Here is a 26,339-nt window from a genome sequence, read left to right on the forward strand (position 1 = left end):
TATTCGCGGCGGATACCCTGTCCCAGGAGCAGATGGGGTAGGCGATCACGACGTTCCCCTGGTCGTCCCAGCGATATCCGAATCTCACTGAACTTGGATCCGGCCCTCTGCAAGAGGTGAGTGTGAAGTTACTGAGAAGAAGTGCTGTGATTGCCAGCCTTCCCGGCCTGCTCAACACTTATAACCACCCTTTGTCGATCGGCAGCGATCTCGTACTGGTGTTTCGCGCCGGCGCCCACAGACCGCTTCCGCGGCCGCTACGCAAGTCTGGCCTGGTGCTGTTCATGCCACAACGGCCCTACATCGACAACTTCGGCGATCACTGCGGTCGGCAGCCTCGTGATCCTCTGGTCGCTGATGATCGCTGTGCGCGTCACGTTCCCCACCACGCAGCCATGATCGCCGATCCGAGATCGACGTCTCACCGCTAACCGTGCACGAGCTCGTTAGTAACGACTTCGATGGGGCCCCGCCTCGTCCTCGCGTGGGGACGGATTTAGTCTTCACTTCGGCGGCCCGCTGGCCTCGGCGGAATCGTAGAGTGACCAAGTCACCCATAGATGCCCACAGCCAGAGATATGACAGCGACTACCAGCATGGCGATTCTGATTGCCTTCATAGGAGATTCCCTACCCCCTACCTTCTCGATAATTATCCCAGCCACTACCAGCCCGAATAGGCAGCCGTAGCTGAAGCCCTCAAGGTTCATTTCGCCCTACCTCTGCACACAGGCCGATGTAGCGGATCAATTCTGCACGCTCCGCTACATTCCTTACGGGTGACGTTCATCTTAGCGTTGCTGGAGGAGCGAGCCTGTAGACCGCAAAAGCGTTCCGAGCGGCCCACAGGCTCCCCCATCTCTCACCTGCATACGCAGCCGCTTCAGCTCCTCACGCTCCGCCGGAGTCATCGGCTCACCACCCCCGCAGACCTGGGCGGCTTCGGCCGCACGTGCCCATTCCGCAGGGACTCGGTGTTGACACCAAGGTCCGTGGCGCCACCGAGTTGATGGACCGGCCGGTGGAGGCCACCAGCTTGATCGCATCCTGCTTGAACTCTTCCGAATACCGGGCTGTACCCACCACGACACCTCCATGCCAGATCCCACGATCTGATCCTCAAGAGATGTCCACAAACACGGACATACTTCACAGAAAGCGATTGCTATGCAGGCTGCAGTCCCGAAGGCTGCGACAAATGTAGTGCCGATCTCGACAACTTTCGTGAACCCGTCTACCAGGAGCTTTCTTCTTGCCCACCGCCGGGGTGACCCGTCCAACCACCCGTCAGGATGGAAACGGCTCACTGTACTCGGAGGTCAGAGCAGGCGTAATGGCCCGCCGAAGAATCCGACGGGCCAAAACGAAAGATCGAGGTTAAAGATGGACTGTCCTGGTTAGTGTCAGTCCATCCCGTCCAGGAGATCTCTGATGACAGACCTCTGTGGACGGGAGGCAGCCGGTGCCAGTTCCGCCAGGATCTCCACAGCCGTAGAAATCCATTCGGGATCACCGAGACGAACGGCTGCACCTTTTTCGACCGTTTGCCGTAGAAGTTCGTCCACTAGCTTGATGTGGTGTCGTGGATATTTTCGCGAATGATGGTCAAAATCGGCGGACCAGTCCTCGTATGGGCGGCGCAATGTCGCGGCGACGCTGGCACCACCACTTGCCGAGTATCCGGCACCTGAAAGGTTTGCAAGAATCTTCGCTGTTCGCGCAAGTCCCTTCGAGCTGGCAACTTTACCTGGTTGGGCCTCCAGGCTGAAGTTCATCAGGCGCGACCAGGCGATGGTCTCACGATCGGATTCGTCGACGCGATGGACGAGCCCTTCTGGTTCCAGCGCGAGGTGTTCCCCCGACGGGTCACCGATAACCCAAACATCTTGCACAAACTCCAGTGGGCCCATTTCGCTATGCATGATCGCCCGCAAACTGCCATGCGGCCCCAAGACTTGCCACATGCCCCTTCATGATGTTCTCTTCAAGTCGACTCAAGACTGACCTCATACCTGTTGAGAATGCCGCCAGAAGTTCCACAAACTTGGTGAATGCGTAGTCGAGCGCGAGTCCTCCTGCAACTGCACACACGCCGGCAGTCCCGAACGTGCAGGCCGCGATAGCTCCGTAGCCGAGAACGGTTCCCATACAGGCCCGATGCTTAGCCGTCCAGTCATACGCCTGGCTGATACCTCGCCCAACGGCAGATTCTATGGTGTTTTTCCGCGCATCACTAAAGTGCCCCTTTCGTGAGACTGCCGAAGGTGCCGTCCTTTTGGCGGCGTTCCTTATCTGCGGCCTTCTTTGCAGCGACAATTGCGGCACGCGCTTTTTGCGTGGCGTCGACTTGCTTTTTGTCTTTTTGCCCGGGAAGGTGACGGCTTTTCCGCTCTTGTTGATGTAGGGGCCGAGTTGCCACCGGATTCCGGTGGAGGCGTTTTTGGTGTAGCGGGTTTTGTCGCCCTTGACCTGGCCGGTGCCGCCGATGGGGTAGCCGTTGCCGCAGAGGTCTGCGGGGCGTATCAACGGCCCTGCGTGTCACGTGGCCCAGCGAGTGCGAGGCGGGATCGCAACCAGCGGAAATGCGAGCGCAGAAGTAAGGTGCGCTCGGTGCCACGGAAGGCGGGTCGCGATGCTATGTGAAATTTACGGAGTCCCTAATAAGGCGGCGCATCTTCTTGTAGACGGTCGCAGACTCGCGCCAGCTCGATTCCCGCTTGAGGCTTTCCTTGGTCACCCCCGCCTCTCCATCAGGATTATGTGCGGGAGACAAGTGATCTACGGAAATCAGAACCCCAATCCGAACTACGGAGATCCCAAGAAAGCGAGCCGCTTCAGGTTGAGAGGCCCAAGCATCATGAGAGACGGTCGGAACCCTCAACAACCCCTTCGGGTATCCTTTACCACTACCCATCGCGATAAATCTCCAAATCTAGTGCCAGAAACTCCGACATAGATAGACAAAAAATGCCACCTGCTCCAGCGGCCCATGACGCGCCCCTGCGCTCCAACGGCCCAAGTCGATCAGTCATCTATTGATCCCCTACGAATTGCCATGCGCAGTTCCGTGCTTTTCTGGCTGGTCGTACCGGGCTTCGTCCCGGCGTCGACGTCCGCCCGGCGCATCCACTTCCACAGCGTCATCGCGTGAACGCCGAAGTCGGCGGCCACCTGCTCGACCGTCACACCCGGGCCGCGGTTCCTCGCGACCCGCACGACATCCTCGCGGAACTCTTCCGGATAAGGCTTGGGCACAGCGACATCATTCCCACCTGCCCTACAGGGCAAGCCAGTTCAGATGTCACCCGATCGTGCATCAGACCCAGGCGACCGCCTCTGGCTCTACTTCGGCTCGGACACCTTCTACCTCGATGAGGTTGCCGACCTGATCCTCATAGGTGCCGTCTCCTGGGGTAACTACGACATGATCGCGCCCGGCGACGTCAACGCTGACGGCCGAGTCGACCTGTTGCCAGACAGAAGTCAGACGGAAGACTCCGTCTCTACGCCGGAACCGGACCGTCCGGCGAAGGTCTCGGCCACCCCATTACTGATATTCAAGCCACCGGTTGGGACGAAAACACCCACCCGCTGATCACCTCTGACGGCGACAGCGACGGAGACGGGAAACCCGACCTCTTCGCCACAAGCCACGACACCGGCAAGGAGCTCTACTTCTACCCCTCCCTCACGCCCACCACGATTGGCACGCCTACTGCCGTCGGCACTACCGACTGGCTCAACGTCCAGGCACTCAGCTGAACCAGCCAGGGAATCCAGCGGGGTCACCTCGTTGAGTGGCCCCCGCTGCGGTCATGGCTGGTGGGGGGCGGCAGGTCCGGAGCCGGTGGAGTTCCTCAGCCTGTTCGGACCGCAGGGGGAGCGGATGCACGTACGGGCGAAGCCGACGGGGAAGGGATGAGGGAGCCCTGCACGGCGCGGTACGGGCCGCCGATCCCCCACGCCTGGTGCATCGCGTCGGCGTAGGCGGCCGCGAGGCGGTGTTCGCCGGACGGGCCCGGGTGCGTGCCGTCGTACGTGTCCGTGTGGATGTCGTAGCCGGTCGGGTGCGAGGCCAGCAGGATCGGGGACGCCGGGGTGTCGAGGCCGGCCACGGTCTTGGCGAGGAGTTCGTTGAAGCGGGCGCACTCGGCGGCGAAGGGGGCGTCGGACTCCGCCCGGATGTTCGGTATGACGGGGAGCAGCACGCATTTGATGTGCGGGTTCGCCGTGCGGGCGGCGGTGAGGAACGCGTGGGCGTTCAGCGCGGTCTGCTCGCTGTCCGTGTAGAAGCCGAGGTCTATCAGGCCGAGGGAGACGAGCAGGATGTCCGCCCGGTGCTCGGCGACCGTGTCCGCGATCACCGGGGCCATGTGCAGCCAGCCCTCGCCCCAGCCGGCCAGGTGGCGGCGGGCCTCGGCGGGGAAGCCGGGGGCGGCGTACGCGGTCGAGACGGGCGTGCCCGTGTCGGTGTCGTGCAGCTCGGTGCGCGGGCCGACGATCGCGTACGGACCGTCGAAGGTCGCGTCGAGGTGCTGCCACATGCGGTAGCGCCATGTGAAGTCTCCGGCGCGTCCGATGGTCATGGAATCGCCGACACACATGAAACGCATGGCGCCATCATCGCGGATCATGACGCCGGCCTGCGACGTGACGATGGACACTTGTGCCATGCGTTCGTACCGACTGACCGTTTCCGCCACCGTTGCCGCGCTGCTGTCCTTCGCGGCGGTGGCCCCTGCCCTGGCCGACGACGGGGAGGCCGACCGGAGCTTCACGATCGAGGACCCGCAGATCACCGAGTCCAGCGGGCTGGCCGCCAGCCGCGCCCACCCGGGGATCTACTGGACGCACAACGACAGCGACGACGGGCCGTACGTCTTCGCCGTCGACTCCCGGACCGGGAAGACCGTCGCGCGGATCGCCATGAAGGGTGTGGGCGCGCCCCGGGACGTGGAGGCGATCTCGCTGGGGCCCGACGGGAATCTGTACGTCGGTGACATCGGCGACAACCTGAACGGCAGCTGGGACCACGTCTGGATCTACCGCTTCCCCGAGCCCAAGGAGCTCCGGGACGCGACGGTCCGGGCCACGCAGTTCGATGTGAAGTACGCCGACGGTCCGCGCAACGCCGAGGCGTTGATGGTCCACCCGAAGACGGGCCGCGTGTACATCGCGTCGAAGAACGAGGACGGCGGCGGGCTGTACGAAGGCCCCGCGAAGCTCACGACGGGTGGGGACAACGTGTTCCGGCGGGTCGGCGAGGTGCCGTGGGTGACGGACGGGGCGTTCTCGCCGGACGGCAAGGAACTGGTGCTGCGCTCGTACTTCAGCGCGCGCGGTTACCCCTTCGCGAACGGGAGGCTCGGCAAGGACTACCCGGTGGAGTCGCCGCTGCTCGGGCAGTCCGAGTCCGTGACGTACACGGCGGACGGCTCGGCGCTGATGTACGGCTCCGAGGGGGAGCAGAGCGATGTCGTGCGGGTGGACCTGAAGAACGGCGGGGGCGACGGGCCCGCCCGGGCGGGCGGCACGTCGCCGTCGGCCACCGGTGCGGGCGGTGCCGGGGGCGGGGACGGGGTGCCGGTGAAGGGCACCACGCTGACCGGGGTCGCCGTGCTCGCCGGGATCGGGCTGCTGCTGTTCCTGGGCAGGCGGCGCCGACAGGGGTGATCCCCTAGGCCTCGATCGGGCGGATCTCGTAGTGCAGGGTCCTGTCCCGCTTGATCTTGTGCGCGAGCGGGACGAGCACGCCGTGCATGGCCGGGTACTTGCGGGAGAGCATCCGGGCGGCGTGCGTGTTCTCCTTCGAACCGGCCTGGAGGAGGCGGGCGTGCGCGGTGATCTGCGGTCCCGTCGGCCGGCCGCGCAGGGTGCACGGGCCGATCCTCACGACGGGGTGGTTGCGCATCCGCTCCACCTTCCAGGCCGAGGAGAACGTACGGATGTAGGCGTGGTCGCCCTCGACGGCGATGTTGACGGGGGTGTCCGCGTGCGTTCCGTCCTGCCGCCGCGTGCTGAGCAGCACGGCGTACTGCTTCACGAACGGCTTCAGCTCAGGAATCGTCTGCATACCTTCCATGGTCCGCCGCCCCGGCGTCGTGTCATCCGCGCGGGCGGCGCCGGACGGGCTTTTCGAAGCCGTCGGTGAGCCCGGAGTAGGGTCGGCGGTCCATGACGACGAACAACGGGCCCGCGCCGTTCTCCACCGCCCGCCTCGATGCCCTGCCCCTGCGGGTGGCGTACGCGGACGAGATGGCGGCGGTGCTGGACGATCCCGGCCTCCACACCTTCACCGGCGGCGCCCCGGAGTCGGCCGAAGAACTGCGGGCCCGCTACGAGCGGCAGACCGCAGGATCCCCGGACCCGGACGAGCTGTGGTGGAACTGGGTGCTGCGGATCCGGGGCGAGGACTGTCTGGTGGGCTATGTGCAGGCCACGGTGCGCGGGTCCCGGGCGGAGATCGCCTGGGTGATCGGGACGCAGCGGCAGGGGCGGTGGTACGCGAAGGAGGCGGCGCGGGGCCTCGTCGCCCACCTGATGGGCGGGCGAGTGGTCCGTACCGTCGTCGCCCACATCCACCCCGACCATGCGGCGTCGGCCGCGGTGGCCGCGTCGGCCGGGCTGGTGCGGACCGGTGAGTGGGAGGACGGGGAGGAGCGGTGGGTGCTGGGGGAGCGGTGAGCCCGGTGCCTCAGCCGGCGGCGGGGTGGGTGCCCGTCGCCCCGTCGATCAGTTCGCGCACGATGTCCATGTGCCCGGCGTGCCGTACGACGTCCTCCAGCATGTGGATGAGGACCCAGCGCATCGACACCGTCCGCCCGTTCCACGACGTGCCCGTCGTGTCCAGGTCCGTGGCCTCGATGGCGCGGTCGGCGGCGGTGCGGGCGCGGTCGTAGAACGCCAGGATGTCCGCGGTCGTCTCGTCCGGGGCGATCGTCATGTCCTCGGTGGCCGAGTCGAACCAGAGCTTCTCGATCTCGAACCCGAACGGTGCGCAGAACCAGCCGTACTCGACGGTCGCCAGATGCTTGACCAGGCCCAGGAGATTCGTCCCCGTCGGGGTCATCGGGCGGCGCAGCTGTTCGTCGTCCAGCCCTTCGAGCTTCCACAGCACCGCATCGCGGTGCCGGTCGAGGGCGATGTGCAGGGACTCCTTCTCGCCACCGGTGTACGGCACGGTCTTCGTCATGGGCCGGACGGTAGCAACTGCCTCTGAAGGCCTGCCAGGCAGTTTCAGCTCCGGGCCCGGCCGGCCTTGATCAGTCCGGCGACGTCGAGGACCACTTCGGCGCCGATCGAGTCGGGGAGCGGGGCCTCCTGGCCGGGGGCGTACACCTCGTGGCGGTCGTAGGTGCCGCCGACGGGTTCTGTCAGGACGTGGACCCGACTGTGCTTGCGGTCGAGGATCACGTAGACGGGGATCTTGGCGCCGGCGTACGCGGCGACCTTGTGCCGCAGGTCGCTGCTGTAGTTGCTGGAGGTGACCTCCAGGACCAGGCGGAAGACGGCCGGGTCGTAGCAGTTGTTCTCGAGTCTGTGCTCGTCGAGATCGGCGTCGACGAGGGCCAGGTCGGGGATCGCGTAGTCCTCGGGGCCCTCGGGAAGCCAGAGACCGATGCCCTGGAGGACTCTCGACTCCTCGCCGTGGAGTCCTGCGGCGAGGAACGGGATCATGAGTGTGGTCAGTGCATCGGCGTGCGGGCCGTCCGGGGGTGGGGCCACGGTGATGACGCCTCCGATGATCTCGACGCGGTGACCCGGAAGCTGTTCCGCGAGCCTGTTGGCTGCTTCGAGCAACGGCTCCGGCTCATCGTCACAGGGGTGCTCGACTGCTGCTGCAGACATTGCGGGCCTCCTGGAATGGCTGGTGTCGAGAGCATCATCGTAGGACGGTGTGGCCGCATGCGGCGGGTAGGTGCCGCCGTCACCTCGCGGAGTGAAGCAGAAACGGCCCTGCGCACACACGGGCGTGTGCGCAGGGCCGTTTCTCGGGTGCGGAGGCGTTACAGCTTCTCGATCACGTAGTCGATGCACGCCGTCAGCGCCTGGACGTCCGACGGGTCGATCGCCGGGAACATCGCCACGCGCAGCTGGTTGCGGCCCAGCTTGCGGTACGGCTCCGTGTCGACGATGCCGTTGGCGCGCAGCACCTTGGCGATCGCGGCGGCGTCGATCTCGTCCGCGAAGTCGATCGTGCCGATGACCTGCGAGCGCTTGGCCGCGTCCGTGACGAACGGGGTCGCGTACTTCGACTCCTCGGCCCAGCCGTACAGGTGGCCGGAGGAGGCGGCCGTGCGGCCGGTGGTGAAGTCCAGGCCGCCCTGGGTGTTCATCCAGGTCAGCTGCTCGTTCAGGAGGAACAGCGTGGCCAGGGCCGGGGTGTTGTACGTCTGGTTCTTCAGGGAGTTGTCGATCGCCGTGGGCAGCGAGAAGAACTCCGGGATGTGACGACCGGAGGCGTGGATGCGCCCCGCGCGCTCCAGGGCCGCCGGGGAGAAGACGCCGATCCACAGGCCGCCGTCGGAGGCGAAGGACTTCTGCGGGGCGAAGTAGTAGACGTCCGTCTCGGTGATGTCGACGGGCAGGCCGCCCGCGCCGGAGGTGGCGTCCACCAGGACCAGGGAGCCGTCGTCGGCGCCCGCGACGCGCTTGACGGGCGCGGCGACACCGGTCGAGGTCTCGTTGTGCGTGAAGGCGTAGACGTCGACGCCCGCCTCGGCCTTCGGGTCCGGGTGGGTGCCCGGGTCGGAGGCGATGACGGTCGGGTCGGCCAGCCACGGGGCGAGCTTGGCGGCCTTCGCGAACTTCGACGAGAACTCGCCGAAGTTGAGGTGCTGGGACTTCGACTCGATCAGGCCGTGCGTCGCGATGTCCCAGAAGGCGGTGGAGCCGCCGTTGCCCAGGATCACCTCGTATCCCTCGGGGAGGGAGAAGAGGTCGCGCACGCCGTCACGTACCGCGCCGACCAGGTTCTTCACCGGGGCCTGGCGGTGGGACGTACCGAGAAGAGACGTACCGGTGGCGGCCAGCGCGTCGAGCGCCTCCGTCCGCACCTTGGAAGGACCGGCGCCGAAGCGTCCGTCGGCGGGCTTGATGTCAGCGGGAATCTGGATGTCGGCCACGAGTCGGAGCGTAGCCGCTCGCTGCGGCGGCTACGCATCCTGTCCGTCGGATGAGACAGGGGATCCGACTCGTGGACCTTGGAGGTACGTCCGTACGGGGCCGGGGCAGCCCATCGTCCGTACGGGGCCGGGTCAGCCCAGGTTGACCGGGAGGTCGAACAGGTCGTTCTGGGTGACGATCGGCTTGTTGCGCAGCTCGGAGGCCGGTACGGCCAGCTCCAGCTCCGGGAAGCGCTCGTAGAGGGCGGGGAGTGCGACCCCCGCCTCCAGGCGCGAGAGCGCGGCACCCGGGCAGACGTGCGGGCCGTGGCCGAAGGCGATGTGGCGGTTGGGGGAGCGGGTCGCGTCGAACTCGCCGGCGGTGGGGCCGTACTGCGCCTCGTCCCGGCCCAGCGCGCCGAAGGACACGATCAGGGCCTCGCCCTTGGGGAGGACCTTGTCTCCGACGGCGACGTCCTCCGTTGCGAAACGGATCAGGACGTGGGAGGTCGGGGTGTTCCAGCGCAGGGTCTCCTCGATCACGTTCTCCCACGGCAGCTCGCCGGAGAGGACCTGCTCGCGCTGCTCGGGGTGGGTCTGGAGCGCGGTCACGGCGTTCACGATCAGGCTGATCGTCGTCTCGTGGCCCGCCGCGATGATCAGCTGGAGGGTGTTGACGATCTCCTCGTTGGTGAGGTGGTCGCCGTCCTCGGAGGCCGCGATCAGGGCGCTGGTCAGGTCGTCGCCCGGCTCGGCCCGCTTCGCGTCGACGATCTTCGTGAAGAGCGTGCCGAGGTCCGCCATCATCTGCGGGACCTCCTCCGGCGGCGTCTGCGTCGAGAAGAACTTCTCGAAGAGCTCCTTGAGGCGGGGGTGGTCGGCGCCGTCCACGCCCATCAGCTCGCTGATCACGTTCATGGGCAGCGGGTAGGCGAACTCCGCCTTCAGGTCGACCTTCTCGCCCTTGGGCAGGGCCGAGAGGCGGTCCAGGCTCGCGGTCGTCAGCGCCTCGATGCCCGCGCGCAGCCGCTCCACCCGCTTCACGGTGAGGGCCTGCGCCACCAGGGTGCGCAGCCGGCGGTGGTCGGCGCCGTCGACGGTCAGCATGGAGCGGCCCGGGTTGGCGAGGCCGATCAGCGGCCAGTCCATCGGGATCTCGCCGCGCTGCCAGGCACCCCAGACGTTGATGTCCTTCACGATCCGGGAGTCGGTCAGCAGCTGCCGCGCCTCCGCGTGGTGCGTGACCGCGTAGCAGTGCACCCCGCCGGGCAGTTCCACCTCGGCGAGCGGGCCCGCGGCGCGCAGGGCGGCGCTCTCGCCGTCGAGGTCGGCGACGAAGGGGTCGAGGACGATGCGAGTCATATCTGGCCTCCGTTGGCGGATCCTGTGGCGGGGGTGGGTGTGAAGGCGACGGGCAGGTCCGTCAGACCCCGCAGCCACGGGGAAGGGCGCCGGCTGAGTTGTTCGGCGGGGACGTCCAGATCGATGTCCGGGAGGCGGTCCAGCAGGACCTCGATGCCGGTACGGGCGATGACCTCGGCGGTCTCCTGGGCCGGGAACGGGCAGCGGTGCTCGCCGTGGCCGAAGGACAGGAACGCGTTGTTGCCACCGGTCAGCGAGGAGCCGTCGGTGCGTACCTGCGGGTCGGCGTTGGCGGCGGCGAAGCCCAGGACCAGCAGGTCGCCCGCCTGGATGTGACGTCCCCCGATGTGGGTGTCGCGCGACGCCCAGCGGCCCGCGATGTTCTGCGTCGGGGTGTCCTCCCACAGGACTTCGTTCATGGCCTCGGCGACGCTGTGCCGGCCGCCGGAGAGCGAGGCGGCGAACCGGTCGTCGGTGAGCATCAGCCGCAGCGAGTTGCCCATCCAGTCCGCGGTCGGCTGGTGGCCCGCGGCCATCATGACCATGAGGTCCTGGGCGACCTCCTCGTCCGTGAAGCCGCCCGGGTCCGCCAGCATCCGGGTGGCGACGTCGTCGCCCGGCTCGGCATGCTTGTCGGCCAGCAGCTGGAACATCGACGTGGCGAGGTGCTGCTGGCCGGCCAGGGCGCGTTCGCGGCCGTCGATCATGTCGTTGATCGAGCCGACGAGCGCGTCGCCGACCGCGTCGCTGAAGCCGTAGATCCTGGCCAGGATCCGGGCGGGGAGCAGCATCGCGAACTCGGCGATGATGTCGGTCGAGCCCTTGGAGCAGAACCGGTCGATCAGTTCGTCGGCGAACTGCTCCGCGTACCGCTTGAGGGCGAACGGGTCGACCGCCTCCAGGGCGTTGCTGATCATGCGGGCGCGTTCGACGTGCCGGGGGCCGACCGTGTAGAGGATCGACGGCTGGTTGCGGCCGATCATCGGGAGCAGCGGCCAGTCGTCGGGGATGTGCTCCCACTGGCTCCAGAGGCCGGAGTCGCGGCTGAACAGCACCGGGTCGCTGGTGACCTGGTGCAGTTCGCGGTAGCCGAGGACGAGCCAGGCCGGGACGTCGCCGTCCAGGGCGATGGGTGCCACGGCGCCGTGGTCGCGGCGCATCTCCCGGTACAGCTGGGTGGGTTCGGTCTGGAACCGTGGCCCGGACAGGGGGATGCGTCCGTGTGCGGGGCAGCCCGGAGGCGGTTCGGGGGGCTGGGTCACGGGGTGGGCTCCGGGGTCTTCTCCGGAGCGACTTCCGGACGGGCGGCGGTGGAGCCGGCAGAGCCCCGCGAGAGGGCGTAGAGGTGCTCCACCAGGGTGATCAGGACGTACTTGCTGGAGGACCGGTCCCGGGCGTCGCACTCCACGAGCGGGACGTCGTCCGAGAGGGCGAGCGCCTCGCGGATCTGCTGCTCGGTGTGGAGCGGGCCGCCGAAGTCGTTGCACGCCACGATGAACGGCGTGCCGTGGTGCTCCAGCCGGTCGATGGCGTACCAGGAGTCGGCGAGACGCCGGGTGTCGACGAGGACGACCGCGCCGAGGGTCCCGGAGAACAGCCGGTCCCACAGGAACCAGAAGCGCTCCTGGCCGGGTGCGCCGAAGAGGTACAGCACGGAGCGGGCGTCGAGCGTGATCCGGCCGAAGTCGAAGGCGACGGTGGTGGACGTCTTCGACTGCACCCCGTCGAGGTGGTCGACGGCCTCGCCCGCGCGGGTCATCGTCTCCTCCGTGTTGAGCGGACGGATCTCGCTCACGGATCGGACCATGGTGGTCTTGCCGACCCCGAAGCCGCCGACGACGACTATCTTCAGTCCGTTGTCGGCCGTGGCCTGCAGGGCGGCACGGTCAGAGGTTGCGGAGTCCAACGAGCACCTGTTCCAGGATGTCGGGGTCGGGGAGCCGGTCCGCGACACGTGCGGTACGGGGGTGGCGGGCGCTGATCCGGCCGGTGTCGAGCAGATCGCACAGCAGGATGCGCACGATGCTGACGGGCAGGTTCAGTCCGGCGGCGAGTTCGACGACCGCGGTGGGCCGTTCGCACATCCGCAGGATCGTGACGTGCTCCGACTGCATGCCGGGGGCCGGCTCGCATTCGGAGACGACCAGCGTCACCAGGTCGAAGGCGGCCGAATCGGACCGGCTGCGGCCACCGGTGAGGGTGTACAGCCGGTCCGGGTCGTCATCCCGGCCGGGGCGGGGGCGGGGAGTCATACGCTCGCGGTTTCGGAGACCTCTGCGGACTCGCGCGGCGGGGCGACCAGGTGCTCGCCGAGCTGCTCGACGAGCTCGCTCATGTTGTGGCCGACGAGGCCGACGTCGGCGTTGTCGGAGGCGACGACCGCGAGGTGGGCGCCTGCCCCCGCCTCCACGATGAACAGCACCCCGCCGTAGAACTCGGCCATCGCGGACCGTACACCGCCGGTGCCGTCACCGAACTCGACGGACGCGCCGTGCGAGAGGCTCTGGATTCCGGCCGAGATCGCGGCCAGCTGGTCGGCCTGGTCGACGGAGAGCTCGGGCGTACGGCACAGCTTGAGGCCGTCCCGGGACAGCACGAGGGCGTGGCGGGCGCCGGGGGTGCGCTCAAGGAGCCCCTCCAGCAGCCAGTTGAGCTTCTCGTCGGTGGTCGCGGTCATGGGGTGTTGCCTTCCGGGTGCGGGGAGTTGGGCCGTACGGCCTGGCGGAAGCTGCTGAAGCGGGCTGCCTGGGCCTTGGGGTCGGACGTACGGGGCCGGGGGGTGGTGCCGTCGGTGGTCTCGGAGTCCGAAGCGTCGGGGGCGGTCGCGGCCCGGGCGCGGGACTCGGCGGCGGCCAGGGTGCGGCCGCGCGAGCGCTTGGGCAGGCCGCTCTCGCCGATCCGGGGGAGGCTGCCGGTGGTCTCCGAGCCGGAGTCGGAGCGCAGGGGCTCCTCGGGGCGGGCGGAGCCGGAGGAGGTGTCGGTGGTGCCGGTGCGGTCGGCGCCGGAGGCGTGGACCGGCTCGGGCTCGTGCGCGCGCGGCGTGGGGACCGCCGGGCCGGCGACGGGGGCGGGGGCCGGGGTGCGGGTGATGATCTCCTGGGGGAGCATCATGAGCGCGCCCGTGCCGCCGCGCGCCGACGGCCGGAACGAGACGGTCAGTCCGTGCTTGCGGGCGAGGCGGCCGACGACGGCGAGGCCGAGGCGGGTGCCGGAGAGGCCGGCCAGGTCCTGGTCGGTCGCGGAGACGGCGCGCTCCGCGCGGCGCAGCTGCACGTCGCTCATGACCAGACCGCTGTCCTCGACGGTCAGCACGATGCCGGCCGGGACCTCCTCCACGTACACATGGACCTCGGCCGTGGGCGGCGAGAAGTTCGCGGCGTTGTCGAGGAGTTCGGCCAGGGCGTGCATGACGCCCTCGGCGGCGTGACCGGCGATGGCGACATCACTGGTCGAGTGGAGACGGATGCGCTGGTATCCGCTGATCCGGCCCATCGCGCCGCGCAGGATGGACTCCATCACGATCGGCTTCGCCCAGCGCCGCCCGGAGCGGGCGCCGGTCAGCACGGCGATGGAGTCGGCCAGCCGGCCCGCCTGGGCGGTGCGGTGGTCCAGGTGGAGCAGGTCGCCCAGGACGTCCTCGGCGGAGTGCCGGTGCTCCATGTCGCGCAGGTCGGCGAGCATGCTGGTGGCCAGCGCCTGCATCCGTCCTGCGGCGTTGGCGCAGGAGGCGATGGCGGCGGAGCGCTCGGTGTCGCTGCGGGCGGCGCGGGCCTTGAGGCGCGCGTTGTCCGCGGTGAGCTGCTCGGAGCCGGCCGCTGCCTCCCTGGTGACGCGGGCCGTCTCGGCGGCCGCCGCGGCTTTGATCCGGGCGGTTTCGGCGGTGAACCGCTGGGCGTCGGCGGCCGAAGCCGACACCATCCGCGAGGTCTCGGCGGTGAACCGGCCGCTCTCGGCCGCGAGCAACTCGCGCAGCCGGTGTGCGGTGGTGCGGGCGTGGACGGCGACGGCGACGGCGACGGAGAGCAGCACCGCGGCGGTGCTCGCCCCCCAGGCCACTGCGGTTCTGACCGAGTCGGGAGCGGCGACGGCCGCCCACACGCACAGGGATCCGGTGAGGGCCGCGGTGACCAGCAGGGCCAGTGCGGTCGGCCGGGTTGAGGGGCGCAAGCGGAGTCCTTGGGGGGCGGACGGTGACGGATGGGACGGTTCGGGCGGGTCGTGACTGCAGTGATCAAATGCGACAACTGGAACAGATGATTCCCAGACAAGTCTGGGTCACTATATGAGAACTGACGATCTGTTTGGGAAGAACTTGTGGTGCTCTCTGTTCCGTTTGTGTTCGTGAGCCCGGCATATTCCGACGTATTGACGTAATCGGATTGACGTAGTCGGCGGAAACGCGCGGCGCCGCCCGGCAGGCAGGCCGGGCCGACGGCATCCTGTCCGGATGGCAACTGGTACGGCTTCGAACGGCAACGCCCCGAAGGGCGGTGCTCCGAACGACAGCGCCCCGAAAGGCGGCACTCCCGGCGGGCTCGTCCGTGAACTGAGCTCGTCCGTACGGGGCGAGGTCGCGTTCGACGCCACCGCGCGGGCCCTGACGACGATGGACGCCTCCAACTACCGCCGGGTCCCGCTCGGTGTAGTCGCCCCGCGCGACGCCGACGACATCGCCGCCGCGCTTGCCGTCTGCCGGGCCCACCAGGTGCCCGTCGTCCCGCGCGGCGGCGGTACGTCCATCGCCGGGCAGGCCACCGGCACCGGCGTCGTCCTCGACCTCACCCGGCATCTGCGGACCATCGTGGAACTCGACCCCGGCTCCCGTACCGCCGTGGTCCAGCCGGGCGTCATCCTGGACGACCTGCGGGCCGCCGCCGCACCGCACGGGCTGACCTTCGGCCCGGACCCCTCCACGCACAGCCGCTGCACCATCGGCGGCATGATCGGCAACAACTCCTGCGGCTCCCACTCGGTCGCCTGGGGCACCACCGCCGACAACGTCCACGCCCTGACCGTCGCCCGCTACGGGGGCGACACCCTGCGCCTGGAACGGGGCGCCGAAGGCCCCGCCGGGCTCCGCGAACTGGTCGCCGGTCACCTCGCCCTCCTGCGCACCGGATTCCCCGAACTCCCGCGCCGCATCTCCGGATACGCCCTCGACGCCCTGCTGCCGGAGAACGGGCCCGACCCCGCCCGCGCGTTCTGCGGCAGCGAGGGCACGCTCGGCGTGGTGACGGAGGCGACGCTCCGGCTCGTCGAGGCGCCCGCGGCCCGCGCGCTCGCCGTACTCGGCTACGCCGACGAGTCAGCCGCGGCCGAGGCGGCCGCCGGCCTGCTCCCGCACCACCCGCTGACCGTCGAGGGCATGGCCGCCGACCTCGTACGCGAACCCGCCGGACTGCCCCGCGGCGCGGCCTGGCTGTTCGTCGAGACGGGCGGCGCCACTCCGGCCGAGGCACGGGCGCACGCCGAGCGGATCGTGCGCGCCGCGGCCGCGGACGCGGTGGACGCCGCCGTCGTCACCGACCCGGCCGGACAGCGGGCCCTGTGGCGGATCCGCGAGGACGCGGCGGGAACGGCGACCCGGATGCCCGACAACAGCGAGGCCTGGCCCGGCTGGGAGGACTGCGCCGTGCCACCCGCCCGGCTCGGCGCCTACCTCCGCGACTTCCGCGCCCTGCTCGCCGAACACGGGCTGCGCGGGACACCGTACGGCCACTTCGGCGACGGCTGCATCCACGTCCGCATCGACTTCGACCTGCTGACCGTCGACGGCGTGGCCCGATTCCGCCGCTGCTCCGAGGACCTGGCCTCGCTCGTCGTCGCCCACGGCGGCTCACTGTCCGGCGAACACGGCGACGGCCAGGCACGCGCCGAACTGCTGCCCCGGATGTACGGGGACGAACTCGTCGCACTCTTCGCCCGGTTCAAGGACCTCTGGGACCCCGACGGCGGCATGAACCCGGGCATCCTCGCCCGCCCGGCCCGCCTGGACGAGAACCTCCGCTTCGACGTCCTGCCGCGCGATCCGGTCGACGTCGCCTTCGGCTACCCGCACGACGGCGGCGACTTCTCCGCGGCGGTGCGCAGGTGTGTCGGAGTCGCCAAGTGCCGTACGGAGAAGGCCTCCGGCCCGTCCGTGATGTGCCCCTCCTTCCGTGCGACCGGCGAGGAGGCCCACTCCACGCGCGGCCGGGCCCGGCTGCTCCACGAGATGCTGGCCGGCACCGCGGGCGGGGTGATCACGGACGGCTGGCGCTCGACGGAGGTGCGCGACGCGCTCGACCTGTGCCTGTCCTGCAAGGGCTGCCGCAGCGACTGCCCGGTGGGCGTCGACATGGCCACGTACAAGGCGGAGTTCCTGCACCACCACTACCGCCGACGGCTGCGCCCGGCGGCGCACTACGTGATGGGGTGGCTGCCGCTGTGGCTGCGCCTGGCATCCCCCTTCGCGGGCCCGCTGAACGCGCTGGCCCGGGTGCGGCCGCTCGCGGCCCTGGCCAAGCGGCTCGGGGGCATCGCGCCGGAGCGCGGGATCCCGGTGCTGGCGCGTGAGAGGTTCACCCGTTGGCTCGGGCGCCGGTGGGACAAGGGGGCGGTGATCCTCTCGGACGACCAGGTGGTCTCCGTCTGGCCGGACACCTTCACCGACCATCTCTCGCCCGAGGTGGGCCGGGCGGCGGTCAGGGTCCTGGAGGCGGCCGGCCGTACCGCGCTGGTCCCCGGCAGCGGGCTGTGCTGCGGCCTCACCTACGTGTCGACGGGCCAGCTGGACAAGGCCCGCAGGGTGATGCGCCGCACCCTGGACCGGATGGGCGTCTCGCTGGGCGACCCCCTGGTCGTCCTCGAACCGAGCTGCGCGGCGACGCTCCGCACGGATCTCCCTGAGCTCCTCCCCGACGACCCTCGCGCCGCCGAACTGGCCGCCTCCGTCCACACCCTGGCCCAGTACCTGGAGAAGTACGCCCCCGACTGGCAGCCCCCGCGCCTGGACCGCCCGGTCACCGGCCAGACGCACTGCCACCAGCACGCGGTCCTGGGCGACGAGGCGGACCGCAGGCTGCGTGAACGGGCGGGCCTGAGCGGAGAGCTGACAGGCGGCTGCTGCGGCCTGGCCGGCAACTTCGGCTTCGAACGCGGCCACTGGGAGGTGTCGGTGGCCTGCGCGGAGGACCAGCTGCTGCCGGCGGTACGGGAGGCGGCGCCGGGCACGGAGATCATGGCGGACGGGTTCTCCTGCCGGACGCAGCTGGGCCGGCTGGGCGGCGTCCGGGCGAGGCACCTGGCGGAGGTGCTGGCGGAGGGGCTGGCGGAGGGGCTGGGGCCGGGGGCGCCGCCCCCGGCCCCCCGCTCCTCAAACGCCGGAGGGGCCTGAGGCCGCCTTCACCACCGCCGCCACCAGGCGCTCGTTCTCCGGGGCCGCCCCGCCGGGGAACGCGAAGCGCCGGCGCGTGTAGCCGTACGCGATCCCGCTCGCCGGGTCCGCGAACGCCTGCGAGCCCGCCGCGCCGCAGTGGCCGTAGGCGTCCGCGCCCAGGGAGGGGTAGACCATCCCGGGCCGCTCGAAGCCGAGGCCGAAGTGGTCCACCTCCTCGGTCACCCGGTCGGTGCCCGCGAGCCCGGGGCGGGCGAACTCGGCGCGGGTCTCCGGCTTGAGCAGAGCGGGCCGGCCCGCGAACTCCGAGAGCGTGGCCGCGTACATCCCGGCCAGGGCGCGCGCCGAGCCGACGCCGCCCACCGAGGCCGGGCCGAGCGCCCGTACGGACGGGGTGTTGATCCACGCGACATGGTCCGTCGGTACGTTGAAGGCCACCGCCTTCAGGCCCTGCGGGTCGAACGGGCGGGCGGCCATCTCCGCCGCCTGCTCCGGCGTCGGGTTCATGGGCCGGATGGGGACGTAGCGCGGTTCGAGCCCGGCGGGCTGGCCCAGGTAGAGGTCCAGGCCGTACGGCACGCGGACGCGCTCCTCGAACAGTTCCTGGATCGAACGCCCGGTGGCCCGCCGCACCACCTCACCGGTGAGCGCGCCGATCACGAGCGCGTGGTAGCCGTACTCCTTGCCCGGCTCCCAGAAGGGGGCCCGCTCGGCCAGCCGGGCGGCGAGCACCCGGTCGTCGGCCAGGTCCGCCTCGGGGAAGCCGCCCTCGATGCCGAGCAGCCCGGCGCGGTGCCCCAGCAGCTCCCGCAGGGTCAGCGCGCCCTTGCCCTCGGCCGCGAACTCCGGCCAGTACGAGGCGACCGTGCGGTCCAGGTCGAGGCTGCCGTCCTGCACGAGCAGGGCGACGACGAGGTGGGCCGCACCCTTGGTGGACGAGAAGACGGCGGGCAGCGAGTCGCCCTCGATCCCGTCACCGGCCCAGAGATCGACGACCGGCCGGCCGTCCCGGTACACGGCGAGCTGCGCGCCCGGCTCGTTGTGCTCCTCGGTGAGTACGGCGGCGAACTCGTCCCGCACCGCCTCGTAGCCCGCGGCCACGGTGCCGTGCACGGTGACATCGCCTGCGCTGTGATCCGACATGGTGCCCCCTCCGGTCGGCGCGGCCCTCGCGCCTCTCTCACAGGGCCCCAACTGCACGTACGTACCCGGGCATTCCCCTATGGCGCACCGTCTCGCGCCACGATCTCGCGGGCCAGGGCGGCGAGATCGGCCAGGGCCGGGTGGCCGGGTGCGTCGCGACGGGCGAGCAGCACCGGGACGGTCGGGGCGTCGGTGAGCGGCCGGTAGGCGACCCCGGCGTGCGGGTGCATGCCGGCCGTCGACGCGGCCGAGACCCCGGCGCCCCGCCCCGCCGCGATGGCGGCCAGCCAGTCGTCGGTGTTGGCCACGGTCAGGGTGGCCGCGGGGCGGGCGGACGGGGGCCACAGTTCGGGGGTGGTGGTGCCGGAGACGGTGTTCAGGACGACGGTGCCGGTCGCCAGGTCGGCCAGCCGGAGTGTGGCGCGGGAGGCTAGGGGGCCGTCCGCCGCCACGGCGGCCACCCGGTCTTCCTCGTACAACACCTCCGTGACCAGCCCCGGCGCCTCTACGGGGCCGCGCAGCAGTGCGGCATCGACCTCGCCGCGGGTCAGTCCGGCGGTGCGGTCGTCGATCCGCAGGAGTTCCAGCGGGGTCTGCGGATGGCGCTCCTGCCAGGTGCGGAGCAGCGGGGTGGTGTACCGGCCGAACGCGGACCAGGCGTGCCCCAGCCGCAACGGCCATTGGCGCAGCCCGCCGGAGTCGAGCGCCTCGTCGAACGCGGCGACGGCGGCGGCGGCCTTGTCGCGGAAGACGACACCCTCGGCGGTGAGGGCGAGGTGGTGGGTGGAGCGGTCGACGAGGAGGACGCCGAGGTGGTGCTCCAGGGCGGCCAGGGTCCGGGACACGGCGGGCTGGGTGAGCCGGAGCCGGGAGGCGGCCCGGGTGATGCTGGACTCGTCCGCGACGGCGAGGAAGGCCCGAAGGTGGCGGATCTCGATGCCGCGGCCGGCGGCCCGGCCTGCTCTGTCGCCCGTGCCACTGCCAGTACCGCTGCCCGCACCCTGTTCCGCGCTCATGCGTGGGAAGCATAACGGCAGCCCAATCGGCATTTCACGCGCCGCGCTCAGGTCTCTACGGTTAAGGGATGGGCTGCACGCGATGAGTGCAGTATCTTCGATTCGATAGTGCACTATGCTGTACTGACGGTATTCGCGAACTCAGAAGGACAGGCCACAGGTGAACGACCAGGGCACCGCCGCAGAACCGGCCGCAGCCGCCGTTGCCGTCCCCGAGGCGGTCACCGCCCTCGGGGAGCGCGGCACCCGAGGCCGCGCCGGAGGACGCAGGGCGGCGCTCGCCCCGGTCGCACTGGTGGTGGCCGGCGGGCTCTCCGTCCAGTTCGGGTCGGCGGTCGCGGTGCTGCTCATGCCGAAGGCCGGCGCCCTCGGCGTCGTCACGCTGCGTCTCGCCGCCGCCGCCCTCGTCCTGCTCGTCGTCTGCCGCCCGAAGCTGCGCGGTCACTCGCGCGCCGACTGGGGCACGGTGGTGGCCTTCGGCATCGCGATGGGCGGCATGAACACGCTCTTCTACCAGGCCGCCGACCGCATACCGCTCGGCGCCGCCGTGACCCTGGAGGTGCTGGGCCCGCTCGCCCTCTCGGTGTTCGCCTCGCGCCGTCTCGTCAACGTGGTCTGGGCCGCCCTCGCACTGGGCGGTGTGCTCCTGCTGAGCGGCGGGGGCTTCGACCGGCTCGATCCGGTGGGCGCGGCCTATGCGCTCGGGGCGGGTGTCATGTGGGCGGCGTACATCGTCTTCAGCGCGCGCACCGGCCGCCGCTTCCCGCAGGCCGACGGGCTGGCCCTGGCGATGGTGGTGGCGGCCGTCCTCTCGCTGCCGCTCGGCATCATGGAGTCGGGCTCGAAACTCCTGGTCCCCTCCACGCTCGGCCTCGGCGCCGCCGTCGCGCTGCTGAGTTCGGTCCTCCCGTACACCCTCGAACTCATGGCGCTGCGCCGGCTGCCCGCGCCCACCTTCGCGATCCTGATGAGCCTGGAGCCCGCGATCGCGGCCGCGGCCGGATTCCTCATCCTCGACCAGGCCCTCTCCACGACGGACGCCCTGGCCATCGCGCTCGTCATCGGCGCGAGCATGGGCGCGGTACGCAGCCAGGTGCGGGGCGCCGGGAAGGGGTGAACCCGCGCGGTCGGAGGCCGTGGCGTGGGTGAACAGGGCGGCGCGGTCCGGCGCCGTCCCTTCCTCAGGGGGCGGCCCCGGGCATGGCCCCCGTGAGCCGGGGCTGGCGGCGCGCCACGCGGGAAATACCCCATTCCACCTGCGCGTCCAGGTGTTCGATCCTAGGGTGGTCGCGATATCCGACCTGGAGGAAAACATGCCGGAACGCGACGATCTGCTGGCGCTCGTGACCGACCAGCGCACCAATTTTCTCTACACCGTCGCGAATCTCGACGACACACAGGCACGCGCCCGCACGACCGTCAGCGAGCTGACGCTCGGCGGTCTGCTGAAGCACCTCGGGCTCGTGCAGCGGAGCTGGCTGGACGTGATCGAGGGCACCGCCCCGGTCAAGGTCGACTGGGCCGACCTGGACCCCGACGGCAACCGGATGACCGACACCGAGAAGCTGCCCGAGCTGCTGGAGGCCTTCCACGCCGCGGCGGCGGCGTTCGACCGTACGGTGCGCGAGGAGTCCGACCTCGACCGTGAGGTCACGCTGCCTGTGTACCCGTGGTCGCCCCCGGAGCCCGTCCTGTGGACGGTCCGCCGCGTCCTGTGGCACATCTTCCGCGAGATCGCCCACCACAGCGGCCACGCCGACATCATCCGAGAGGCGCTGGACGGCGCCAGCACGACGCTCAAGATGAAAGAGGCGGCGTCGAAGGAGCAGTAGGCCGCCGGCCCCGAGCCTCCTGTCGCTGCCGAGTCCGGCACGGCAGGAGGACGTTCATGAACCCGGAATCGAGCCGTCCCGGCATCACCGACCACCACTGCACCCGCACCGACGTCGCTCGGGCGGGCGCGTCCGTCGCCGACATGGCGACGGGGGCAACGTCGTCAGGCTGTTCCTGACGCCGGCCATCGGCGCCGCGGCGGCCGACCAGGGGGTGGCGGCGGCTCTGGCGGCCGGTACCCCCTTGCCCGGCTGACCGGACGCCATGCACCGGACGCCATGCCCCGGGGCGTATCCGCACCGGCATTCCGCCCTCAGAAAATCATGCAAGCATGCTTGCTTGTTTTCTCCCCCGCTGGCAGGCTCCGGGGCACACCGCCACGCCCCGAGGGGAGCGCACCGTGTCCGATGCCTCAGCCGTGCTCGACGACCTGCGCAGCGAGAGCGAGGAACTCGACCTGCTCGTCGCCGGGTTGAACGCCCCGCAATGGGCGGGCGCGACACCCGCCGAAGGGTGGACCGTCGCCCATCAGGTGGCCCATCTCAGCTGGACCGACGAGGTCGCGCTCCTCTCCGTCACGGAACCCGGGCGCTTCGGCGACGAGGTCGCCAAGGCGATGAAGGACCCCGAGGGCTTCGTCGACCGTGCCGCCGAGGAGGTCGTCACGGCGTACGCCCCGGACGCCCTGCTCGTGCGCTGGCGCACCGGCCGGGAGCGGCTCCAGGAGGCGCTGCGGGCGGCACCCGCCGGGACCCGGTTCCCCTGGTACGGGCCGCCGATGAGCGTGGCCTCGATGGCGACCGGGCGGCTCATGGAGACCTGGGCCCACGGACAGGACGTCGCCGACGCGCTCGGGGTGACCCGCACCCCCACCACCCGGCTCCGGCACGTCGCGCGGATCGGGGTCCGGGCCCGCGACTACGCCTTCCTCGTACGGGGAATCCAGGCGCCCGGAGAGGAGTTCCGGGTGGAACTGGAAGGGCCCGGCGGTGAGGTGATCGCCTATGGCCCCGAGGGCGCCGCCCAGCGCGTCACCGGGCCGCTGCAGGACTTCTGCCTGCTCGTCACCCAGCGCGCCCACCGCGACGACCTGGCCGTCCGGGCCGAGGGGGCCGACGCCGACACCTGGCTCTCCATCGCGCAGGCCTTCGCCGGGCCCGCAGGGGCGGGGCGCGCCCCGAAGGCGGGCCGATGACCGAGCCGCTGCGGATCGGCAACGCCTCCGGCTTCTACGGCGACCGCTTCGACGCCGTGCGCGAGATGCTCACCGGCGGCCCCCTCGACGTCCTCACCGGTGACTACCTCGCCGAGCTGACCATGCTCATCCTCGGACGCAGCCGGCTCAAGGACCCCGCGCGCGGCTACGCCACCACCTTCCTGCGCCAGCTGGAGGAAGGACTCGGGCTGGCCCGGGAACGCGGAGTGAAGATCGTCACCAATGCGGGCGGGCTCAACCCGGCCGGACTGGCCGACGCGGTAAGGGTGTTGGCCGAAAAGGCCGGCGTGCCCGTGCGCGTCGCCCACGTCGAGGGCGACAGCCTCCCCGTGCCCGACGGGTACCTCACCGCCAACGCCTACCTCGGCGGGGCGGGCATCGCCGCCTGCCTGCGGGCAGGCGCCGACGTCGTCGTCACCGGCCGGGTCACCGACGCCGCCCTCGTCACCGGGCCCGCCGCCGCCCACTTCGGCTGGGGGCCCGAGGACCACGACGCGCTGGCCGGAGCGGTCGTCGCCGGGCACGTACTGGAGTGCGGCACCCAGGCCACCGGCGGGAACTACTCCTTCTTCCGCGGCCACGACATCCGCCGCCCCGGCTTCCCCGTCGCCGAGATCCACGCCGACGGGACGAGCGTCATCACCAAGCACGACGGCACCGGCGGCGTCGTCGACCTCGGCACGGTCACCGCCCAGCTGCTGTACGAGACCGGCGGCGCCCGGTACGCGGGACCCGACGTCACCGCCCGGCTCGACACCGTACGGCTGTCCGCCGACGGCCCCGACCGGGTCAGGATCTCCGGGGCGCGCGGCGAGGCCCCGCCGCCCACCCTCAAGGCCGGACTCACCCGGCTCGGCGGCTGGCGCAACGAGGTCGTCCTCGTCCTCACCGGACTCGACATCGAGGACAAGGCGAAGCTCGTCCGTGACCAGATCGCCGACGCCTTCGCGCGTGCCGGGCGGCAGCCGGACGAGGTGCGGTGGGAGCTCGTCCGTACCGACCGGGCCGACGCGGCGACCGAGGAGACGGCGAGCGCACTGCTCCGGCTCGTCGTCCGCGACCAGGACCCCGACGTCGTGGGGCGCGCCCTCTCCGGCGCCGCGATCGAGCTGGCCCTCGGCAGCTACCCGGGCTTCCACGTCACCGCCCCGCCCGGGAAGGGAGCGCCCTACGGGGTGTTCGAGGCGCGGTACGTACCGGCCGGGGACGTGAACCATGTGGCCGTGCTCCCCGACGGGCGGCGCGAGGCGCAGGAGCCGGCCGCGCGTACGCAGGTCCTGGCGGACGTCGAACAGCCAGCGCTGCCGGCGCCGTTGGCCGCGGGCCCCACCCGGACCGCGCCCCTCGGGCTCGTCGCGGGTGCCCGCAGCGGCGACAAGGGCGGCGACGCCAACATCGGGGTGTGGGTCCGCAGCGACGAGGCCTGGCGGTGGCTGGCCCATGAGCTGACCGTCGAGCGGCTGCGGGAACTGCTCCCGGAGACCGCCGGCCTCACCGTCGTACGCCATGTCCTGCCGAACCTGCGCGCCCTGAACTTCACCGTCCACGGGCTCCTCGGCGAAGGCGTCGCCGCCCAGCACCGCTTCGACCCGCAGGCCAAGGCCGTGGGGGAGTGGCTGCGCGCACGCCGCCTGGAGATACCCGTGGCCCTGCTGGACAGCGCCGACGCACCGGAGGTGCACGCATGACCGTCCTGCCCACCGGGCTCGACACCGCGAGCCCCGAATACGCCACCCACCGAGCCGCCATGCTCGACAAGCTCGCCGAACTGGAGTCCGCGCACACCGGGGCGCTCGGAGGCGGCGGCGAGAAGTACGTCGAGCGGCACCGCTCGCGCGGCAAGCTCCTCGCCCGGGAACGGATCGAGCTGCTGATCGACGAGGACAGCCCCTTCCTGGAGCTGTCGCCGCTCGCCGCCTGGGGCAGTGACTACGCGGTCGGCGCCTCGCTGGTCACCGGGATCGGGGTGGTGGAGGGCGTGGAGTGCCTGATCACCGCCAACGACCCGACCGTACGCGGCGGCGCCTCCAACCCGTGGACGCTGAAGAAGGCCCTGCGGGCCAATGAGATCGCCTTCGCCAACCGGCTGCCCTGCATCAGTCTGGTCGAGTCCGGCGGTGCCGATCTCCCCTCGCAGAAGGAGATCTTCATCCCCGGTGGGGCGCTCTTCCGTGACATCACCCGGCTGTCGGCCGCCGGCATCCCGACCGTGGCCGTCGTCTTCGGCAACTCCACCGCGGGCGGGGCGTACGTCCCCGGCATGTCCGACCACACCGTCATGATCAAGGAGCAGTCGAAGGTCTTCCTCGGTGGCCCGCCGCTGGTGAAGATGGCCACCGGTGAGGAGAGCGACGACGAATCGCTCGGCGGCGCCGAGATGCACGCCCGCACCTCCGGGCTCGCCGACCACTTCGCCGTCGACGAGCAGGACGCCCTGCGCCAGGCCCGCCGCATCGTCGCCCGCCTCAACTGGCGCAAGGCGCATCCCGATCCGGGCCCCGCCGAGCCGCCCAAGTACGACGAGGACGAGCTGGTCGGCATCGTGCCCGGCGACCTGAAGGTGCCCTTCGACCCGCGTGAGGTCATCGCCCGGCTGGTCGACGGCTCGGACTTCGACGCGTTCAAACCGCTCTACGGGACGAGCCTGGTCACCGGCTGGGCGCGGCTGCACGGCTACCCCGTCGGCATCCTCGCCAACGCGCAGGGTGTGCTGTTCAGCGAGGAGTCGCAGAAGGCCGCCCAGTTCATCCAGCTCGCCAACCAGCGCGACATCCCGCTGCTCTTCCTGCACAACACCACCGGCTACATGGTCGGCAAGGAGTACGAACAGGGCGGCATCATCAAGCACGGCGCGATGATGATCAACGCGGTCTCGAACTCGAAGGTCCCGCATCTGTCCGTCCTGATGGGCGCCTCCTACGGCGCCGGGCACTACGGCATGTGCGGCCGGGCCTACGATCCGCGCTTCCTGTTCGCCTGGCCCAGCAGCAAGTCCGCCGTCATGGGCCCGCAGCAGCTGGCCGGGGTCCTCTCCATCGTCGCCCGCGCCTCCGCCGCCGCGAAGGGACTCCCGTACGACGACGAGGCGGACGCCGGACTGCGCGCCATGGTGGAGCAGCAGATCGAGTCCGAGTCCCTGCCGATGTTCCTGTCCGGGCGGCTGTACGACGACGGGGTCATCGACCCGCGCGACACCAGGACCGTCCTCGGGATGTGCCTGTCCGCCATCCACACCGCACCGGTCGAAGGCGCCCGCGGCGGCTTCGGCGTCTTCCGGATGTGAGAGGGACC

28 protein-coding genes are annotated in these 26,339 nt (G+C 70.5%); 10 read left to right on the plus strand and 18 right to left on the minus strand.

Translation table 11 applies throughout. From position 1 onward, the window contains the following. Nucleotides 1–550: 550 nt before the first annotated feature. From SH922_RS22635 to SH922_RS22655, 5 genes are all read right to left on the minus strand, one after another. Entirely contained in the window at nt 551–709 is a 159-nt protein-coding gene (locus SH922_RS22635; protein ID WP_393059718.1) for a hypothetical protein, read from the minus strand. Nucleotides 710–914: 205 nt separating this feature from the next. Beyond that, nucleotides 915–1,085: a transposase gene (locus SH922_RS22640; protein ID WP_393059719.1), complete on the minus strand. Its 171-nt coding sequence runs from the start codon at nt 1,083–1,085 to the stop codon at nt 915–917. Nucleotides 1,086–1,402: 317 nt separating this feature from the next. Beyond that, nucleotides 1,403–1,909 carry a hypothetical protein gene (locus SH922_RS22645; RefSeq protein ID WP_393059720.1) on the minus strand — a complete coding sequence of 169 codons (507 nt, stop codon included), beginning with the start codon at nt 1,907–1,909 and terminating at the stop codon, nt 1,403–1,405. Nucleotides 1,910–1,913: 4 nt separating this feature from the next. After that, nucleotides 1,914–2,525: a DNA-directed RNA polymerase I subunit RPA34 gene (locus SH922_RS22650; protein ID WP_393059721.1), complete on the minus strand. Its 612-nt coding sequence runs from the start codon at nt 2,523–2,525 to the stop codon at nt 1,914–1,916. Between the two features lie 498 nt (nt 2,526–3,023). Beyond that, nucleotides 3,024–3,254, minus strand: a complete 231-nt coding sequence (locus SH922_RS22655; protein WP_393059722.1) for a transposase — start codon at nt 3,252–3,254, stop codon at nt 3,024–3,026. A 43-nt stretch (nt 3,255–3,297) separates the two neighbouring features. On the opposite strand from SH922_RS22655, the gene SH922_RS22660 reads away from it, so the two are divergent. Continuing rightward, a complete protein-coding gene (locus SH922_RS22660; protein WP_393059723.1) occupies nt 3,298–3,594 on the plus strand; it encodes a hypothetical protein in 297 nt (98 codons plus the stop codon). Between the two features lie 262 nt (nt 3,595–3,856). Here SH922_RS22660 and SH922_RS22665 read toward each other — a convergent pair whose 3' ends face one another. Continuing rightward, the gene (locus SH922_RS22665; protein WP_393059724.1) at nt 3,857–4,612 is read right to left on the minus strand and encodes a GDSL-type esterase/lipase family protein; all 756 of its coding nucleotides are present in this window, start codon (nt 4,610–4,612) and stop codon (nt 3,857–3,859) included. Nucleotides 4,613–4,670: 58 nt separating this feature from the next. Between SH922_RS22665 and SH922_RS22670 the strand changes: the two genes are divergently transcribed. Beyond that, complete coding sequence (locus SH922_RS22670; protein WP_393059725.1) at nt 4,671–5,672, plus strand: WD40 repeat domain-containing protein; 1,002 nt, start codon at nt 4,671–4,673, stop codon at nt 5,670–5,672. A gap of 4 nt (nt 5,673–5,676) precedes the next feature. Here SH922_RS22670 and SH922_RS22675 read toward each other — a convergent pair whose 3' ends face one another. Next, on the minus strand, nt 5,677–6,072 hold the full coding sequence (locus SH922_RS22675) for a PPOX class F420-dependent oxidoreductase (RefSeq protein WP_393059726.1): 396 nt from the start codon (nt 6,070–6,072) through the stop codon (nt 5,677–5,679). 101 nt (nt 6,073–6,173) lie between these two features. Between SH922_RS22675 and SH922_RS22680 the strand changes: the two genes are divergently transcribed. Then, nucleotides 6,174–6,683: a GNAT family N-acetyltransferase gene (locus SH922_RS22680; RefSeq protein WP_393059727.1), complete on the plus strand. Its 510-nt coding sequence runs from the start codon at nt 6,174–6,176 to the stop codon at nt 6,681–6,683. Nucleotides 6,684–6,693: 10 nt separating this feature from the next. Here SH922_RS22680 and SH922_RS22685 read toward each other — a convergent pair whose 3' ends face one another. The 9 genes from SH922_RS22685 to SH922_RS22725 all read right to left on the minus strand — a co-directional run bounded on the left by SH922_RS22685 (nt 6,694) and on the right by SH922_RS22725 (nt 14,632). Next, the gene (locus SH922_RS22685; protein WP_393059728.1) at nt 6,694–7,191 is read right to left on the minus strand and encodes a DinB family protein; all 498 of its coding nucleotides are present in this window, start codon (nt 7,189–7,191) and stop codon (nt 6,694–6,696) included. Nucleotides 7,192–7,235: 44 nt separating this feature from the next. Continuing rightward, entirely contained in the window at nt 7,236–7,847 is a 612-nt protein-coding gene (locus SH922_RS22690) for a Uma2 family endonuclease (protein WP_393059729.1), read from the minus strand. Nucleotides 7,848–8,005: 158 nt separating this feature from the next. After that, complete coding sequence (gene serC, locus SH922_RS22695; RefSeq protein WP_393059730.1) at nt 8,006–9,124, minus strand: phosphoserine transaminase; 1,119 nt, start codon at nt 9,122–9,124, stop codon at nt 8,006–8,008. Nucleotides 9,125–9,256: 132 nt separating this feature from the next. Then, entirely contained in the window at nt 9,257–10,465 is a 1,209-nt protein-coding gene (locus SH922_RS22700) for a cytochrome P450 (RefSeq protein ID WP_393059731.1), read from the minus strand. Further along, nucleotides 10,462–11,727, minus strand: coding sequence for a cytochrome P450 (locus SH922_RS22705; protein WP_393059732.1), 1,266 nt, complete (start codon nt 11,725–11,727; stop codon nt 10,462–10,464). Before SH922_RS22705 ends, SH922_RS22700 begins: the two co-directional genes overlap by 4 nt. Then, nucleotides 11,724–12,371 (minus strand): ATP/GTP-binding protein, encoded by a 648-nt coding sequence (locus tag SH922_RS22710; protein ID WP_393059733.1) that lies wholly within the window; start codon nt 12,369–12,371, stop codon nt 11,724–11,726. The genes SH922_RS22705 and SH922_RS22710 overlap by 4 nt, the downstream gene beginning before the upstream one ends. Further along, a complete protein-coding gene (locus SH922_RS22715; RefSeq protein ID WP_219573777.1) occupies nt 12,352–12,717 on the minus strand; it encodes a DUF742 domain-containing protein in 366 nt (121 codons plus the stop codon). The genes SH922_RS22710 and SH922_RS22715 overlap by 20 nt, the downstream gene beginning before the upstream one ends. Then, the gene (locus tag SH922_RS22720) at nt 12,714–13,142 is read right to left on the minus strand and encodes a roadblock/LC7 domain-containing protein (protein WP_393059734.1); all 429 of its coding nucleotides are present in this window, start codon (nt 13,140–13,142) and stop codon (nt 12,714–12,716) included. The genes SH922_RS22715 and SH922_RS22720 overlap by 4 nt, the downstream gene beginning before the upstream one ends. After that, entirely contained in the window at nt 13,139–14,632 is a 1,494-nt protein-coding gene (locus SH922_RS22725) for a sensor histidine kinase (protein ID WP_393059735.1), read from the minus strand. The genes SH922_RS22720 and SH922_RS22725 overlap by 4 nt, the downstream gene beginning before the upstream one ends. A gap of 280 nt (nt 14,633–14,912) precedes the next feature. Here SH922_RS22725 and SH922_RS22730 point away from each other — a divergent pair, with 280 nt between their 5' ends. After that, on the plus strand, nt 14,913–17,840 hold the full coding sequence (locus SH922_RS22730) for an FAD-binding and (Fe-S)-binding domain-containing protein (RefSeq protein WP_393059736.1): 2,928 nt from the start codon (nt 14,913–14,915) through the stop codon (nt 17,838–17,840). Here SH922_RS22730 and SH922_RS22735 read toward each other — a convergent pair. Then, the gene (locus SH922_RS22735; RefSeq protein ID WP_393059737.1) at nt 17,820–18,983 is read right to left on the minus strand and encodes a serine hydrolase domain-containing protein; all 1,164 of its coding nucleotides are present in this window, start codon (nt 18,981–18,983) and stop codon (nt 17,820–17,822) included. The two genes, SH922_RS22730 and SH922_RS22735, sit on opposite strands and share 21 nt — an antisense overlap. A 77-nt stretch (nt 18,984–19,060) precedes the next feature. After that, nucleotides 19,061–19,999, minus strand: coding sequence for a LysR family transcriptional regulator (locus tag SH922_RS22740; RefSeq protein WP_393059738.1), 939 nt, complete (start codon nt 19,997–19,999; stop codon nt 19,061–19,063). A 160-nt stretch (nt 20,000–20,159) separates the two neighbouring features. Here SH922_RS22740 and SH922_RS22745 point away from each other — a divergent pair, with 160 nt between their 5' ends. From SH922_RS22745 to SH922_RS22770, 6 genes are all read left to right on the plus strand, one after another. Continuing rightward, complete coding sequence (locus SH922_RS22745; RefSeq protein WP_393059739.1) at nt 20,160–21,116, plus strand: DMT family transporter; 957 nt, start codon at nt 20,160–20,162, stop codon at nt 21,114–21,116. 196 nt (nt 21,117–21,312) lie between these two features. Next, nucleotides 21,313–21,831: a DinB family protein gene (locus tag SH922_RS22750; protein ID WP_393059740.1), complete on the plus strand. Its 519-nt coding sequence runs from the start codon at nt 21,313–21,315 to the stop codon at nt 21,829–21,831. Between the two features lie 56 nt (nt 21,832–21,887). Further along, the gene (locus tag SH922_RS22755) at nt 21,888–22,010 is read left to right on the plus strand and encodes a hypothetical protein (RefSeq protein WP_393059741.1); all 123 of its coding nucleotides are present in this window, start codon (nt 21,888–21,890) and stop codon (nt 22,008–22,010) included. Between the two features lie 222 nt (nt 22,011–22,232). Further along, complete coding sequence (locus tag SH922_RS22760; RefSeq protein ID WP_393059742.1) at nt 22,233–23,027, plus strand: TIGR03084 family metal-binding protein; 795 nt, start codon at nt 22,233–22,235, stop codon at nt 23,025–23,027. Continuing rightward, nucleotides 23,024–24,736, plus strand: a complete 1,713-nt coding sequence (locus SH922_RS22765; RefSeq protein ID WP_393059743.1) for an acyclic terpene utilization AtuA family protein — start codon at nt 23,024–23,026, stop codon at nt 24,734–24,736. Before SH922_RS22760 ends, SH922_RS22765 begins: the two co-directional genes overlap by 4 nt. Then, nucleotides 24,733–26,331 (plus strand): acyl-CoA carboxylase subunit beta, encoded by a 1,599-nt coding sequence (locus tag SH922_RS22770; RefSeq protein WP_393059744.1) that lies wholly within the window; start codon nt 24,733–24,735, stop codon nt 26,329–26,331. Before SH922_RS22765 ends, SH922_RS22770 begins: the two co-directional genes overlap by 4 nt. The last annotated feature ends 8 nt before the right edge of the window (nt 26,332–26,339 follow it).

It is taken from the genome of Streptomyces sp. LN549, from assembly GCF_043203805.1.
In the GTDB taxonomy this organism is placed as follows: Bacteria; Actinomycetota; Actinomycetes; order Streptomycetales; family Streptomycetaceae; genus Streptomyces.